This window comes from Jannaschia aquimarina, assembly GCF_000877395.1.
GTDB lineage: Bacteria > Pseudomonadota > Alphaproteobacteria > Rhodobacterales > Rhodobacteraceae > Jannaschia > Jannaschia aquimarina.
The window spans coordinates 1-13796 of record NZ_JYFE01000050.1; the positions used below are offsets into that span (position 1 = coordinate 1).

20 protein-coding genes and 1 tRNA gene are annotated in these 13796 nt (G+C 67.5%); 12 read left to right on the plus strand and 9 right to left on the minus strand.

Annotation, left to right across the window (positions count from 1 at the left end):
• The 4 genes from jaqu_RS20730 to uraH all read right to left on the minus strand — a co-directional run.
• Window positions 1–732, minus strand: a 732-nt coding sequence (locus tag jaqu_RS20730) for a type VI secretion system-associated FHA domain protein (RefSeq protein ID WP_152626960.1), incomplete at its 3' end; no start/stop codon positions are given.
• A gap of 4 nt (window positions 733–736) precedes the next feature.
• Window positions 737–1258, minus strand: a complete 522-nt coding sequence (locus jaqu_RS13850) for a DUF6931 family protein (RefSeq protein WP_236687862.1) — start codon at window positions 1256–1258, stop codon at window positions 737–739.
• A 119-nt stretch (window positions 1259–1377) separates the two neighbouring features.
• Entirely contained in the window at window positions 1378–2631 is a 1254-nt protein-coding gene (locus jaqu_RS13855) for a urate hydroxylase PuuD (protein WP_043919599.1), read from the minus strand.
• A gap of 110 nt (window positions 2632–2741) precedes the next feature.
• Window positions 2742–3089 (minus strand): hydroxyisourate hydrolase, encoded by a 348-nt coding sequence (gene uraH / locus jaqu_RS13860; protein ID WP_043919600.1) that lies wholly within the window; start codon window positions 3087–3089, stop codon window positions 2742–2744.
• Window positions 3090–3189: 100 nt separating this feature from the next.
• Between uraH and puuE the strand changes: the two genes are divergently transcribed.
• From puuE to jaqu_RS13910, 11 genes are all read left to right on the plus strand, one after another.
• On the plus strand, window positions 3190–4596 hold the full coding sequence (puuE, locus tag jaqu_RS13865; protein WP_043919601.1) for an allantoinase PuuE: 1407 nt from the start codon (window positions 3190–3192) through the stop codon (window positions 4594–4596).
• Complete coding sequence (locus jaqu_RS13870; protein WP_043919602.1) at window positions 4593–5081, plus strand: ureidoglycolate lyase; 489 nt, start codon at window positions 4593–4595, stop codon at window positions 5079–5081. The genes puuE and jaqu_RS13870 overlap by 4 nt, the downstream gene beginning before the upstream one ends.
• 77 nt (window positions 5082–5158) lie before the next feature.
• Complete coding sequence (locus jaqu_RS21670; protein WP_161793872.1) at window positions 5159–5317, plus strand: hypothetical protein; 159 nt, start codon at window positions 5159–5161, stop codon at window positions 5315–5317.
• A complete protein-coding gene (locus tag jaqu_RS13875) occupies window positions 5314–6261 on the plus strand; it encodes a fumarylacetoacetate hydrolase family protein (protein WP_043919603.1) in 948 nt (315 codons plus the stop codon). The genes jaqu_RS21670 and jaqu_RS13875 overlap by 4 nt, the downstream gene beginning before the upstream one ends.
• Window positions 6243–6731 carry a DUF2059 domain-containing protein gene (locus jaqu_RS13880; protein WP_043919604.1) on the plus strand — a complete coding sequence of 163 codons (489 nt, stop codon included), beginning with the start codon at window positions 6243–6245 and terminating at the stop codon, window positions 6729–6731. Before jaqu_RS13875 ends, jaqu_RS13880 begins: the two co-directional genes overlap by 19 nt.
• Window positions 6728–7678, plus strand: coding sequence for an MBL fold metallo-hydrolase (locus jaqu_RS13885; RefSeq protein WP_043919605.1), 951 nt, complete (start codon window positions 6728–6730; stop codon window positions 7676–7678). Before jaqu_RS13880 ends, jaqu_RS13885 begins: the two co-directional genes overlap by 4 nt.
• Window positions 7675–7893, plus strand: a complete 219-nt coding sequence (locus jaqu_RS13890) for a hypothetical protein (protein WP_043919606.1) — start codon at window positions 7675–7677, stop codon at window positions 7891–7893. Before jaqu_RS13885 ends, jaqu_RS13890 begins: the two co-directional genes overlap by 4 nt.
• Window positions 7893–9428 carry an FAD-dependent oxidoreductase gene (locus jaqu_RS13895; protein WP_043919607.1) on the plus strand — a complete coding sequence of 512 codons (1536 nt, stop codon included), beginning with the start codon at window positions 7893–7895 and terminating at the stop codon, window positions 9426–9428. The genes jaqu_RS13890 and jaqu_RS13895 overlap by 1 nt, the downstream gene beginning before the upstream one ends.
• On the plus strand, window positions 9419–9610 hold the full coding sequence (locus tag jaqu_RS13900) for a DUF2783 domain-containing protein (RefSeq protein ID WP_043919608.1): 192 nt from the start codon (window positions 9419–9421) through the stop codon (window positions 9608–9610). Before jaqu_RS13895 ends, jaqu_RS13900 begins: the two co-directional genes overlap by 10 nt.
• A 10-nt stretch (window positions 9611–9620) precedes the next feature.
• Window positions 9621–10277, plus strand: coding sequence for an RluA family pseudouridine synthase (locus jaqu_RS13905; RefSeq protein ID WP_043919609.1), 657 nt, complete (start codon window positions 9621–9623; stop codon window positions 10275–10277).
• A 181-nt stretch (window positions 10278–10458) separates the two neighbouring features.
• Window positions 10459–11112: a peroxiredoxin gene (locus jaqu_RS13910; RefSeq protein WP_043919610.1), complete on the plus strand. Its 654-nt coding sequence runs from the start codon at window positions 10459–10461 to the stop codon at window positions 11110–11112.
• A 121-nt stretch (window positions 11113–11233) separates the two neighbouring features.
• Here jaqu_RS13910 and jaqu_RS13915 read toward each other — a convergent pair whose 3' ends face one another.
• The 4 genes from jaqu_RS13915 to jaqu_RS13930 form a co-directional block, all read right to left on the minus strand.
• A complete protein-coding gene (locus tag jaqu_RS13915) occupies window positions 11234–11656 on the minus strand; it encodes a MarR family winged helix-turn-helix transcriptional regulator (protein WP_052500975.1) in 423 nt (140 codons plus the stop codon).
• 46 nt (window positions 11657–11702) lie between these two features.
• Window positions 11703–11993: an MliC family protein gene (locus tag jaqu_RS20735; protein ID WP_052500976.1), complete on the minus strand. Its 291-nt coding sequence runs from the start codon at window positions 11991–11993 to the stop codon at window positions 11703–11705.
• A gap of 70 nt (window positions 11994–12063) precedes the next feature.
• Window positions 12064–12189, minus strand: coding sequence for a type B 50S ribosomal protein L36 (ykgO, locus tag jaqu_RS13925; protein WP_010141322.1), 126 nt, complete (start codon window positions 12187–12189; stop codon window positions 12064–12066).
• A 159-nt stretch (window positions 12190–12348) separates the two neighbouring features.
• Window positions 12349–12423 (minus strand) — tRNA-Val (locus tag jaqu_RS13930).
• Window positions 12424–12568: 145 nt separating this feature from the next.
• Here jaqu_RS13930 and jaqu_RS13935 point away from each other — a divergent pair.
• The gene (locus jaqu_RS13935) at window positions 12569–13429 is read left to right on the plus strand and encodes an N-formylglutamate amidohydrolase (protein WP_043919612.1); all 861 of its coding nucleotides are present in this window, start codon (window positions 12569–12571) and stop codon (window positions 13427–13429) included.
• Here the strand turns inward: jaqu_RS13935 and jaqu_RS13940 are convergent, their stop codons facing one another.
• Window positions 13430–13789, minus strand: a complete 360-nt coding sequence (locus jaqu_RS13940; protein WP_043919613.1) for a VOC family protein — start codon at window positions 13787–13789, stop codon at window positions 13430–13432.
• Window positions 13790–13796 lie beyond the last annotated feature (7 nt).

Sequence of the window (13796 nt, forward strand, 5' to 3'; positions counted from 1 at the left end):
GGCCTGCGGCTCCGGCGGGCCGGGCTCGGGCTCGGGTGGCGGCGAAACAGGGCGCGCGGGCGGCATCGAGACCTGTGCCCCGCCCGCCAAACCCTCCGCTGATGGGGGCGCCAGCACCGACGCGCCAGGCAATGGTTCCGACCCGGCGTGGGACGGATCCGGACGCGACAGCGCCGGAGGGACGGAGATCGGCGCCCCGCCAACCGGGTCGGGTGCCGGGGCGGCAAAGGTCGGCGGTGCAATCAGTTCGTCCCCGAAATCCTCTGCCCGGCCGATCCGCGCGGGGGGCAACGGGTCCACCGGCGGCAACCCGCCCCCGCCCACTGCCCAGGGATCCTCCTCCGAAGGCCAGGAACCGGGCGGCGCTGGCGCGATGGCGGGCCGTGCATCTGCGCCTCCCGGCTGCGGCGCAAGCCCGGCCGCCGCTTCGACCGCGATTATGTACGGGCCGACCTGGAACCGGTCGCCCGGCTGCAATTGATGCGGACCGTCGAGGCGGTAGCGCTGGCCCACCAGAAACGTCCCGTTGGTCGACACGTCCGTCAGCCAGTAGGACCCATCCTGCGCGACGATATCGAAATGATGGCTCGAGATGTGGCGGCTGGGATCGGGCAGCACCCAGTCCATCCCCGCGCCCCGACCGACCTGGGCGCCGCGCGGTCCGACCGTGTGGCTGACCGGTCCCCCGTCCTCCAGGTAGTCGTAATTCTCGATCCGAAGCGTCAGGCTCATCGCGTCACGACCGGCACAGGGATTCGGCCAGCGTGATGATCCGCGCCAGCCGGACCGAACGTTCCGAAAGCGGCGCGCGCGCAAGTCCCGACAGGATCGCCGAGTTGATCGACCGCGGCGCGCGATGCGCCGGAACCGGGGCGGGATCGTTCGGCGCGATCGACCCGCCGGACCAGCCGACCGCAAGGCCCAGCATCACGGCGGGGCTTCGCACCGGCGCGTAGAGCGAGACCTCCATCGTGCGATGTCGGAGATCGTTGGTCGGTTGGGCCGTCCATGCGGCGATCAGGGCCAGCAGGTCGCGATCCCGCGCCTCGATCGCCTCCGGCAGCGAACGAATGCATTCGTAGCCCCACCAGACGGCCATCTGCGGCAGGGCGGCGAAGGCGGTGAAGGTGACGGCCTCTTCGGGCGTCGTCGAGGAGCGCAGGCGGAACAGGAAGTCCATCGCATCCTCGTCGTCGCGCGGCCGATGCTGCGTCAGGTCCGCGATCTCGGGGATGGCGGCATACAGCTCCTTCGGCATCGCGTGACGCAGGGAGCCCATCGGGGGGCGCGTCTTCTCCTGATCGTCGATGGGTCCGCCTCCCTGTGCTTCGGCGCGGGACCGTTTAAGCGTGACCCGGCGGGCCGGTGCAAGACGGATCAGTCCGAGGCGGCCATCGCCATACCGCCTGCTGCGCGGAACCAGTCGCGGATGGCGGCGCGCTCTTCCCGGGTCATGCCGGTCAGGTTGCCCGGCGGCATCGCGTGGCTGACCCCCGACTGGTAGTAGACCTGCCGGGCCTGCGAAGCGATGTCCTGCGGCGTTTCCAGATGCACGCCCTTCGGCGCCCAGAGAAGACCGTCCCAGACGGGTTCGCGCGCATGGCACATGGAACAGCGCGCCAAAACGGCATCCGAGGCCGTCTCGAAGCCTGGGGCCTCGGCAAAGCGCAGGGCCGCCGGTGTCATCTCGGCCTCTTCGACGGCGTCGTAATCCCCGTCGAAGAGCGGCGCGGTCGACAGCCACATGATCACGACGAATAGCACCGCCGTCGCGCCCCATGTCCAGACCGGTCCTTCGCCCGTGGCGTGAAGCGTGTTGAAGTAGTGCCGGATCGTGACGCCGAGCAGGAAGACCAGAGCCGCGATGATCCAGGCCGCCTCTGTGCCGAAGGCAAGCGGGTAGTGGTTGGACAGCATCAGGAACAGCACCGGCAGCGTAAGGTAATTGTTATGTGTCGAGCGCAGCTTGGCGATCTGCCCGTATTTCGCATCCGGCGTGCGGCCCGCCTTCAGGTCGGCCACCACGATCCGCTGATTGGGCATGATGACGAAGAAGACGTTGGCTGTCATGATCGTCGCCGTCATCGCCCCCAGATGCAGCAGGGCCGCGCGTCCGGTGAAAACCTGGTTCAGCGCCCATGACGCGGCGACGATCCCCGCGAACAGGACCAGCATCACCGCCGTCGGGTTCGACTTCAGCGGCGATCGGCAAAGCGCGTCGTAGCCGATCCATCCCACCGCGATGAAACCGGCCGAGAGTGCGATCGCCTGCCACGTCGCCAGATCGGCTTTCTCGGGGTCGATGAGGTAAAGCTCCGCCCCCGCCCAGTAAACGATGGCGAGCAGGGCCGCTCCCGAGAGCCAAGTCCAGTAGCTCTGCCATTTGTGCCAGGTCAGGTGCTCCGGCAGGCGATCCGGCGCCACGAGGTATTTCGTTGTGTGGTAGAATCCGCCGCCATGGACCTCCCACTCCTCGCCGTAGGCGCCCTTTGGCAGATCAGGTGCTTTCCGCAGGCCGAGGTCCAGCGCGATGAAATAGAAGCTGGCACCGATCCATGCGATGGCGGTGATGACGTGAAGCCAGCGCACGGCGAAAGCCAGCCAGTCCCAGGCGACGGCGAGATCGTACATTCTGTGAAGACCTGTTCGTGAGACACGTGCAAAACGTGCGGAACGCTACCGCGCCCGCGTCCGGGGCGGAAGCCCGCACGGCATCATTCGCCTCGGGACCCTCTGACGGCTCAGCTTCCGCGATAGGTCGAATAGCCGAACGGGCTCAGCAGGAGCGGCACGTGGTAATGGGCGTCTTCTCCCATACCGAAGCGGATCGGCACCTCATCGAGAAAGAGCGTCCCCGCATCGCTCCCATGGCGCCGCAGATAATCGCCCGCCCGGAATACGAGTTCGTACGTACCGGTCTTGAAATCATCTTCTGGCAGGATCGGCCTGTCGGTGCGTCCGTCCGCGTTCGTCACGGCCTCGGCGATCTTGCGGTGCGAATTGCCCGAGACCCGGTAGAGCAGGATCTCGATCCCCTCGGCCGGAACGCCGCGCGCGGTGTCCAGAACGTGCGTCGTCAGATAGCCCAAGGTCGCCTCCCGGTTGCTGCGACCTGTCTTCCATGTCGCGCGCGGATGGGCAATCGTCGCGATGGGCGGCCCCGTGCCAACGCGACCGAGAGGCGAGAGAATGGACAGATATCCCAGAGACTTGCGCGGATACGGTGCCGCGCGCCCCGATCCGCGCTGGCCGAACGGCGCCAAGATCGCGGTGCAGATCGTGCTCAACTACGAAGAGGGCGGCGAGAACAACATCCTGCATGGCGACCCGGCATCCGAGGCGTTCCTGTCGGAGATCACCGGCGCCCAGCCCTGGCCCGGCCAGCGGCACTGGAACATGGAGTCGATCTACGAATACGGCGCCCGCGCCGGCTTTTGGCGCATCCATGCCATGCTGCGCGACCTTCCGATCACCGTCTACGGCGTCGCCACCGCGCTTGCCCGATCCCCCGAGCAGTTGACGGCCATGCAGAGGGCCGGGTGGGAGATTGCATCCCACGGGCTGAAGTGGATCGAGCACAAGGACATGTCCTCCGACGAAGAGCGCGCCCAGATCGCCGAAGCCATGCGCCTGCATGCGGAGGTCACGGGCGCGCCGCCGCGCGGCTGGTATACGGGCCGGTGCAGCATGAACACGCTGGCCTTGGCCGCCGAGCACGGGATGGCCTATGTCGCCGACAGCTACGCGGACGATCTGCCCTACTGGGTGCGGATCGGCGACCGGGATCAACTGGTCGTGCCCTACACGCTGGATTGCAACGACATGCGCTTCGCGATCCAGGCGGGCCACCCGGACGGACGGTCCTGGGAGACCTATCTGCGCGACACGTTCGATACGTTGCTGGCCGAGGGGCAGGCGGGTCGGCCCGCGATGATGTCGGTTGGGTTGCACTGCCGTCTGGCGGGGCGTCCGGGCCGCGCGGCGGCGCTGGCGCGGTTCCTGGATCATGCTCGGTCGCAGGACGGCGTCTGGTTCGCCACGCGGGCGCAGATCGCCGACCATTGGGCGGCGGAGCATCCGCCTGTGCCGAACCACCGCCCTTCCGAGATGGATCGGGTGGCGTTCGTCGACGCTTTCGGCGGGATCTTCGAACATTCCCCCTGGGTGGCCGAGCGCGCCCATGCGCTGGAACTCGGCCCCGCGCATGATTGCGCGGCGGGTGTGCACAACGCGCTGGCCCGCGCGTTCCGGTCCGCCAGTGAAGAAGATCGGCTGAGCGTCCTGCGCGCCCATCCCGACCTTGCAGGCAAGCTGGCGCAGGCCAAGCGGCTGACAGACGACTCTACCGCCGAACAGGCGAGCGCCGGACTGGACGCGCTGACCGATGCGGAGCGGGCTTCGTTCACGGAGCTCAACGAGGCCTATACCGCCCGCCACGGCTTTCCGTTCATCATCGCGGTCAAGGATCACGACAAGGCGGGGATCCTTGCCGCGTTCCGCCGGCGGCTGGAGAACGACACCGCGACAGAGACCGCCGAGGCCTGCCGGCAGGTCGAACGCATCGCGGAATTGCGGCTTGCGGACAAGCTGGGATGAGGCGGGTCGAGACCGAGCCGCTGACGGCAGAAACCTTCGCGTTCTTCGGAGAGGTGCTGGAGGTCGAGGGCGCGCCGGACAAGCTGATCAATCGGGGCCTGTGTGGCCGGTTTCATGACCGCGCCGATCTCGATTTCGGAGACGGGCGCGCGGGTCTCAGCCTGTTCGACGCGCAGCCTCGCGGGTTGCCCTACACGCTCGACATGGTCGAGCGGCATCCCGACGGGTCGCAGGCCTTCGTCCCGATGACGGAGCATCCTTTCCTCGTCATCGTCGCGCCGGATGAGGGGGGCGTGCCGGGCACGCCGCGCGCCTTTCTGACGAACGGGGCTCAGGGGGTGAACTACCGGCGCGGGGTCTGGCACGGCGTCTGCACCCCGCTTCATGCGCCCGGTCGTTTCGCCGTGATCGACCGCATCGGGGCGGGTCCGAACCTACAGGAGCATTGGTTCGAAGATCCTTGGCACGTGGTGGCGGCGCGATAGGGAGCGCGTCCCCTACCGTCTCGCTTCCGGATGCGGCAGAATGCCTCCCGATCCGGAGCAGGCAAGGAGGAGAGCCGGTGGCGGAATTCGCGACGTCTCTTGGAGTGTTCGGCTGGATCGTGATCGGCTTGGCCGTGGTCGGTCTGGCAACGTTGCCCCGTGCCCTGCGCGAGATGTGGACGCGGCCTTGGAAGCGTGAAGGCAGGGATCGGTCTGTGAAGGAGGATCGCGGATGAGGCTTGCGACCCTGCCCGACGGCCCGGATGGCCGGCTGGTGGTCGTCGAGGACGGCAGCGCCCGCGCTATCGCCTGCCGAACGATGCTCGCCTGGCTCGACGGCGGAGACGCCGCGCTCGGTCCGGAAGAGGATTGGCAGCCTGAGCAGGCGATGGCCTGCCTGCCGCGCGCTTGGCAATTTCTCGACGGCTCCGCCTATGTGAACCACGTCGCGCTGGTCCGGCAGGCCCGCGGGGCCGAGATGCCAGAACGGTTCTGGCATGACCCATTGATGTATCAGGGCCTGAACCTCTTCACGGGCCCCCGCGATCCCATCCCGTCCGCTCCCGATTGGGGGACCGACCTGGAGGCAGAGGTGGCCGTCCTGACCGGCCCTGTGCCGCGCGGGGCGACGCCGGACGAAGCGGCGAGGGCGATCCGTGCGATTTGCCTGCTGAACGATATCTCGTTGCGCGGGCTGATCCCTGACGAACTGGGCAAGGGGTTCGGCTTCGTCCACTCCAAGCCCGCGTCGGCCCTGTCGCCGCTGGCTGTCACGCCAGACGCGTTGCCCTATGATGGCCGCTTGCATGCGACGGTGCATGTGGAGGTGAACGGCACCAAGCTTGGCGAGACACGGGCCGGCGAGGACATGACCTTCGATTTCCCGACGCTCGTCGCTCATGCGGCGAAGACGCGGGACTTGCCGGCGGGCACCGTCATCGGGTCCGGCACCGTCTCGAACCGGGATCCCGACGGTGGTCCGGGGCGGCCGGTGGACGCGGGCGGCCGCGGCTATAGCTGTCTGGCCGAGCAACGGATGGTCGAGACCATCCTTGACGGGCAGGCGCGCAGCCCTTGGCTTCGGCCCGGGGACCGCGTCAGAATATGGGCCGAGGCGGACGGACACGACCTGTTCGGCGTCATCGAGCAGGAGGTGATCGAATGGCACAAACTCGACTGAGGGTTGCGATCCTCGCATCGGCAATCGGCCTTGCCGGCTTTGCTGAGGCGCAGGAGGACGATCGACGTGCGCTTGCCCGGACCTATGTTGATATGCCCGCCAACCAGGCGATGATGGACCAGATGATGGGTGCGGACGTGCTTGCGGCCCAGTTTACCGCCGGATTGCCGCCGCAGGTCGAGCTGTCGCCCGGCGCGCTGGAGCGGATCGGCGCGCTGATGTCGGAAGCGATGACGTCGCTGCGCCCAAAGATGCAGGAGATGATGGTCGAGGGCGCCGCCGAGACCTTTACCGCCGCCGAGCTGCGTGCCCTGATCGAGTTCTACTCGACGCCGGAGGGCGAAGGCGTGCTGCTGAAGATGCCGCCCTATTTCAGCCGGACGATGTCGGAACTGATGCCCGAGATCATGCAGGCTATGTCGGCCCGCCAGACCGAGATCATCGCAATCATCGAGGAGGGCCGGCAATGACCAAGGCCTTCGCATCCGCCGGTGACATGGAGGAGAAGGAGACCTCCTTCACCGAGATCGGGCCCGGCCTCTACGCCTTCACCGCGCAGGGAGATCCCAATTCCGGCGTCATCATCGGCGACGACAGCGTGATGGTGGTCGAGGCGCAGGCCACGCCGCGTCTGGCCCGCAAGGTGATCGAATGCATCCGTGGCGTGACGGACAAGCCGATCACCCATCTGGCCCTGACCCATTACCACGCCGTCCGTGTTCTGGGCGCCAGCGCCTACGAGGCGCCTCAGGTCCTGATGTCCGACACCGCGCGCGCCATGGTGGTCGAGCGTGGCCAGGAGGATTGGGACAGCGAATTCGACCGCTTTCCCCGCCTGTTCCAGGGACACGAGGAAATCCCGGGCCTGACCTGGCCGACCACGACCTTCACCGGCCGGATGACCGTCTTCCTCGGCAGGCGGCGGGTCGATCTGATGCAGGTCGGTCGCGCCCATACGGCGGGGGATGTCGTCATCGGCGTGCCCGACGCGCGCGTCATGTTCACGGGCGATATCGTCGAGTACCAATCCGCCTGCTATTGCGGCGACGGGCATTATCGCGACTGGCCCACCACCATCGAGGCGATCCGTGCTTTGGCCCCCGAGGCCATCGCCCCCGGCCGGGGCGACGCGTTGGTCGGTGCCGAGATGGTGAACCGCGCGCTCGACAATACGACGGATTTCGTTCGCTCCACCTATCGGCCCGTGGCTCAGGTGGCCGCGCGCGGCGGCGACCTGGCCGAGGCGATGGCCGCCTGCCGCGAGGTCTGCGACCCGAAGTTCAGCGATTACGCCATCTACGAGCATTGCCTGCCCTTCAATGTCGCCCGCGCCTATGACGAAGCGCAGGGCATCGACACGCCGCGCATCTGGACCGCGGCTCGCGACAAGGAGATGTGGGAGGCGTTGCAGGGATGAGCGAAGATCCGGCTCCCAAGCGCGATTTCGGCCCCTCCCAGCAGGAGACCTGGATCTATCTGTGGGTTTCGGTCGGCGGCCTTGCCCTGCTGGCGGTCGCGCTGCTGACAAAGGGGCTGGCCAATGTGATGGCGGGCGAGGTGGTTCTGATGTCGCTTCTGTTCTTCGGCGGCACGTTGATCTGGGCCGTCCGGCGCCTTCGGAGGCTCGGCTGATGCCTTACGATTACACGCCCTTTCCCTATCGTCGCGCGCCCGGTCTGGATGGGCCGGAGGCACGGCATCCGGTCTTCATCGTGGGGGCGGGACCGATCGGGCTGGCCCTGGCGCTGGATCTGGCGCGTCATGGAACGCCCAGCGTGCTGGTGGACGACAATGACGTGGTATCGGTGGGCAGCCGGGCGATCTGCTGGTCCAAGCGCAGCCTCGAAATCCTCGACCGGCTGGGCTTGGGAGAACGGGCCGCCGAAAAGGGTGTCGGCTGGAAGGTCGGGCGGACCTTTCATGGCGAGGAGGAAGTGTTCTCCTTCGACCTGCAGCCTGAACCGGGCCACAAGTTCCCCGCCTTCGTGAACCTGCAGCAATACTATGTCGAGCAGTTCCTGGCCGAAGCCGCGCTGGACAACCCCTTGATCGACCTGCGGTTCAAGAACCGCGTCACCGCACTGGATCCGGTCGCGGGGCGGCTGGAGATCGAGACACCGGACGGCGCCTACACCCTCGAGGCGGATCATATCTGCGCCTGCGACGGCGCGCGGTCCCCGATCCGACAGATGATGGGGCTGGAATTCGACGGCGAGGTCTTCGAGGAACGGTTCCTCATCGCCGATATCGAGATGCAGGCGGATTTCCCGTCCGAGCGGCGGTTCTGGTTCGAGCCGACCTTCCATGCCGGCCAGTCTGCCCTGCTGCATCGTCAGCCCGACGACATCTACCGCATTGATCTGCAACTGGGTTGGGATGCCGATCCCGAGCATGAAAAGCGTCATGAGGTCGTGCGCCCCCGTATCGAGAAGGTCGTGGGCCACGCCGATTTCCGCATCGACTGGGTCAGTGTCTACACGTTCCAGTGTCGGCGCCTGACCTCGTTCCTGCACGACCGGGTGATCTTCGTCGGCGACAGTGCCCACGTGGTCAGCCCGTTCGGTGCGCGGGGCGGCAATGGCGGATTGCAGGACGTCGACGCGCTGGGCTGGCGGCTGGCCGCGGTGGCTCAGGGAGCGGAGGTCGCGATGCTGCGGGGCTACGACCGCGAAAGGGGGTTCGCGGCCGACGAGAACATCCGGAACTCGGCCCGCGCCACCCGTTTCATGACCCCCGCCGACGGGGCGGAGCGGCTGTTTCGGGATCAGGTCCTGAAGCTGGCCGCCCAAGCGCCCTTTGCGCGCGGAATGGTGAATTCCGGCCGTCTGTCAGTGCCTTGCACCTATCCGCTGGACGGTCCCGATGCGCCCGATCTGCCAATGGGAGCACGTCCCGGGACGGTGGCGCCCGACGCACCGTTGGGCAATGGCTGGCTTTCCGAGCGGACGGGACATGGCTGGCTCCTGCTGGCGATTGGGCAGGACGCGCCAACGGTGGAGGGGGTCAAGGCACTGACGCTCGGCTCTGATGACGTTCTGCGCGACAGGTATCTGGGCGATGCCGATTGCGCGCTCTACCTGCTGCGGCCCGACGGTATCGTCGCGGCGCGTTGGCGGGACGCGGGGGCGCAGGAGATCGAGGCCGCGCGCGAGGCCGCATGTCTCTGAACACCCATCCGAATATTCCCGACCCGGACGATTTCTATGCCGAGCTTCTGGCGGCGCATCACGGGTTGAGCGAGGCGGAGAGTCACGCATTGAATGCGCGACTGGTGCTGATTCTGGCGAACCATATCGGCGAGCGCGACGTCTTGCGCGATGCGCTGGCCCTCGTGCGCGAGGCAGGCTAGGGCGCCCGCCATGCCCGTCGCCATTGGAAACTACGCACCGCCCAAGGGCGCCATCCCCATCGTCTGGGAGGACGATCACCTGCTGGTCGTCGACAAGCCCCACGGTCTTCTGTCGGTGCCCGGGCGCGGAGAGCATCTTCGCGACAGCCTGCTGACGCGCCTGCAGGAGATGCGGGCGGAAGTGCTGCTCTGCCACCGGCTGGACCGGGACACGTCGGGCATCATGGTCTTCGCCCTGACCAAGGAGGCGCAGCGCCGGATGGGCCGCCTGTTCGAGACGAAGCGTGTCAAGAAGCGTTATGTGGCAAGGGTTTGGGGCGAAGTTGCCGAGCCGCGCGGAACCGTGGATCTGCCGCTGATCGTCGATTGGCCGAACCGCCCGCGACAGCACGTCGATAACGAAGCCGGCAAGCCCAGCGTCACCGACTGGGAGCGGGGTGCGGTCGAGGACGGGACCACGCGGATGGTGCTGAAGCCCCGCACAGGGCGGTCGCATCAGTTGCGGGTGCACATGAAAGAGATCGGGCATCCGATCCTGGGCGACCCCTTCTATGCGGAAGGTCCGGCAGGCGATTTCGACCGGTTGATGCTACATGCCGAGGGCCTGAAATTCGCCCATCCGATCACCGAGAAGGTGCTGCGGCTGGAGGTTCCGGCGCCGTTCTGATGCGTTAACGTTGGCCCCCGAAGCGCCGTTAACCGATGTGCACCCCCCGTGCACCCCCTGTGCACCCCCCGTCTGCACAGAGGGCGGACGGGCCCCGCGTTAACTATTCGGAGCGCCGCCTTCCAACCCGGCCCCGCTCCCCCTAGGTATCCGCGGAGACACAGCCGAGAGGAGGCACGTCATGTCGCTCCGCATCAATCAGGTCGTCCCGGATTTCGAGGCCGAGACCAGCGAGGGACCGATCAGGTTCCACGACTGGATCGGCGACAGCTGGGCGATCCTGTTCAGCCACCCGAAGGACTTCACCCCGGTCTGCACCACCGAGTTCGGCGCCGTCGCGCAATTGAAGGACGAGTGGGAGAAGCGCGGCGTCAAGGTCATCGGCATCTCGGTCGACGACGCCGAAAGCCACCGCAAGTGGAAGGGCGACATCCAGACCTTCGGCGGGGCGGAGGCCTATTTCCCCATCATCGCCGATGACGGGCTGAAGGTGTCGAAGGCCTACGACATGCTGCCCGAAGATGCCTACCTGCCCGACGGGCGCACGCCGAACGACACCGCGACGGTGCGGTCGGTCTATATCATCGGGCCGGACAAGCAGCTGAAGCTGTCGATGACCTATCCGATGAATGTCGGCCGCAACTTCGCGGAGGTCCTGCGCGCGGTCGACGCGTTGCAGGCGGCGGCCAAGCACGGGATCGCCACGCCCGCCAACTGGGAGCATGGCCGCGACGTCGTGATCCCGGCCACGGTGTCCGACGAGGACGCCAAGGCGAAGTTCGGGGAGTTCAAGACGCACTTCCCCTATCTGCGGACGACCGCGGACCCGTCCTGAGCGGAACGCGCCGGACGGGGCATCGAACCCCGTCCGACGCGGCCGGGGGCTCTGCCCCCGGACCCCCGGGATATTTGGAAAGCGAAGAAGGGCCCTCGTGTGCCGCGGACGGCGCCGGGCGTTAGCGGGCCTCGATCCGGGCGATGAGGGCTTCGGCGACGCGGGCGAAGGCGGCCCGGTCTTCTTTCGTCGCACCCTCGAAGAGCGCGGCGAGATCGGCGATGCGGGCGTCGCGGGCTGCGGTCACCTGCTCGGTCGCGTGGTCGTTGAGACGGATCAGCGTCTTGCGCCGGTCCGTCGGGTGACGTTCGCGACAGGTCAGGCCATCCGCCTCCAACGCGTCGACGAGGCCCGTGATCGCCTGGGGCGACACCGAGAGCGCGGCCGCGAGGTCACGCATCGTCGCCGGACCCGTCGTGTCGAGATGGGACATGAGCGCGATCCGGGGGCCCCGGCTGGCGCCGCTTCCCTGTACCTTACGGAGGGCGGGGACGAGGCGGTCGAGAAGCTGGGCGAGGGATTTGGGCGAGGATTTCTTGGCCATGCCCCAGACTCGTCCGGGCGCGGCGGACGGTCAAGGTCTTGACCGTTCAGCCCCGGCGGATGAGGCGGCAACTCGCCGCTTCACCCTTGCGGACGAGGAACGCGGCATCTCCCGTTTCGAACCAGTCGAGCGTGTCGCGCCGGTAGCGGACCCCCGAGGTGGAGGGGATGCGTGGCAGGCGGCCGCTTTCCCCGGTGGACAGGGTGATCTGGACATGGCGGGGTGCCCGGTCAATCTGTGCCGTCGTTCCGCCGTCGCAGAGATAGAGCGCGTCGGAGGGCTGCACGATCGAGCAGGCGCCGAGAAGCGGCGGGAGGAGGCAGGCGGGGACACGCATGGCCCCCCAATAACGCAAGAGGCCGCCTGGTGGGGCGGCCATCTGCGTCGCATTTTAGCGATCTGCCGGATCAGCCCTGGCGGGCCTTGAACCGGCGCTGGGTCTTGTTGATCACGTAGACCCGACCCTTGCGGCGCACGACGCGGCAATCGCGATGGCGCTGCTTGAGCGAGCGGAGCGAGTTGCGAACCTTCATGGTCCTCTCCTTTGTCTCGCGGCGCGGCGATGCGCCTTGGTTGCGTTGCGCCGGGTGGCGCGGGTTGCTGGGCCTGGGAACGCTGACACTTTCTGGCGAAAGTGCAGCCGTCTCGTCCCCGACTGAAAGGCCCGACACTTTCCTGCGGAAAGTGCGGCGTGGTGGGCGATACTGGGATCGAACCAGTGACCCCTTCGATGTCAACGAAGTGCTCTACCGCTGAGCTAATCGCCCCCTCTGAACGTCAACGAGCCCGGAAACCGGACTCGCCTTCGCGCATTGGTGGGCGCGGGATAGATGCTTTCGACACCCCGCGCAAGGGGGGTTTCGACAAGTGCCAGATCGCCCTATCTTCGCCTTAGAGGAGCCATTTCACCCCATGTCGACACCGCCGTTCCGCCTGATCCGGCCGCCACATCCCGCGAGCCCGCTGATCGCGTCTTCGCCGCATTCGGGGCGGACCTATCCGGCCGATTTCGTCGCGCGCACCGTGCTGGACGAGCGGGTCATCCGCAGCTCGGAGGATGCCTTCGTCGACATCCTGCTGGAGCGGGCGCCGGATCTGGGCGTGCCGCTGATCGCCGCGGAGATGCCGCGCGCCTATGTGGATCTCAACCGCTCGGAGCGGGAGCTGGACCCGGCGCTTGTGCAGGGGGTGGCGAAGGCCGGGATCAACCCGCGGGTCAATTCCGGGCTTGGCGTCATCCCGAGGGTCGTGGCGCAGGGGCGCGCGATCTATCGCGGCAAGATCACCCGAGCGGAGGCGGAAGCCCGGCTGGAGGACGTGTGGCGGCCCTATCACGGGGCGCTGGTCGACCTGATGGAGCAGGCCTGCGCGGCATTCGGACGGGCGGTGTTGCTGGACGTGCATTCCATGCCCCACGAAGCGATCGAGGGGGCGGCGCCCAAGGGCCGCACGCCAGAGATCGTGCTGGGCGACCGGTTCGGCGCCTCGGCCGACAGCGGGCTGGTCGATGCCGTCGAGGGGATCTTCCGGGGGCTTGGGTTCCGCGTGGCGCGCAACGCGCCCTTCGCCGGGGCCTTCATCGCGCAGGCTTACGGCAAGCCGGAACAGGGCCGCCATGTGCTGCAGATCGAGATCGACCGCGCGCTCTACATGGATGAGCGGCGGCTTGCACGCAGTGCGGATTTCGACGCGGTGCGGAACCTGATGACGGAAGCCCTGATGCGGATCCGCGACGTGACGTTGCAGGACGGTCAGCAGGTGGCCGCGGAATAGTCAGGCCGCCGGCGGCTCCCGCAATTCGATCGGTGTGCCTTCGGGATCGTGAATGCGGGCGAAGCGGCCGATGCCCTGCGCGTCCCATGCGGGATCCGTCCGGGCCTCTATGCCCGCTGCGGAGAGGTGCGCCAGAAGGCCGTCGATATCGTCGGTGCGCAGGTTTAGCATCCAGTGCCGGTCGGCGGGCCAATAGGCATCGTCTTCCGCGAAAACCGAGACCGCGGTCGGGCCCGCCTCCTGATGCTGGGGGCCCGGTCGGGACGGAACGACGCCCGGATGGCGCCGATACCAGCCGGTCAGCGCGTCGGGGCCGTGGGCGCGGAGGAAGATGCCGTCGATGCCGGTGATGCGGGCCATGCGAGAT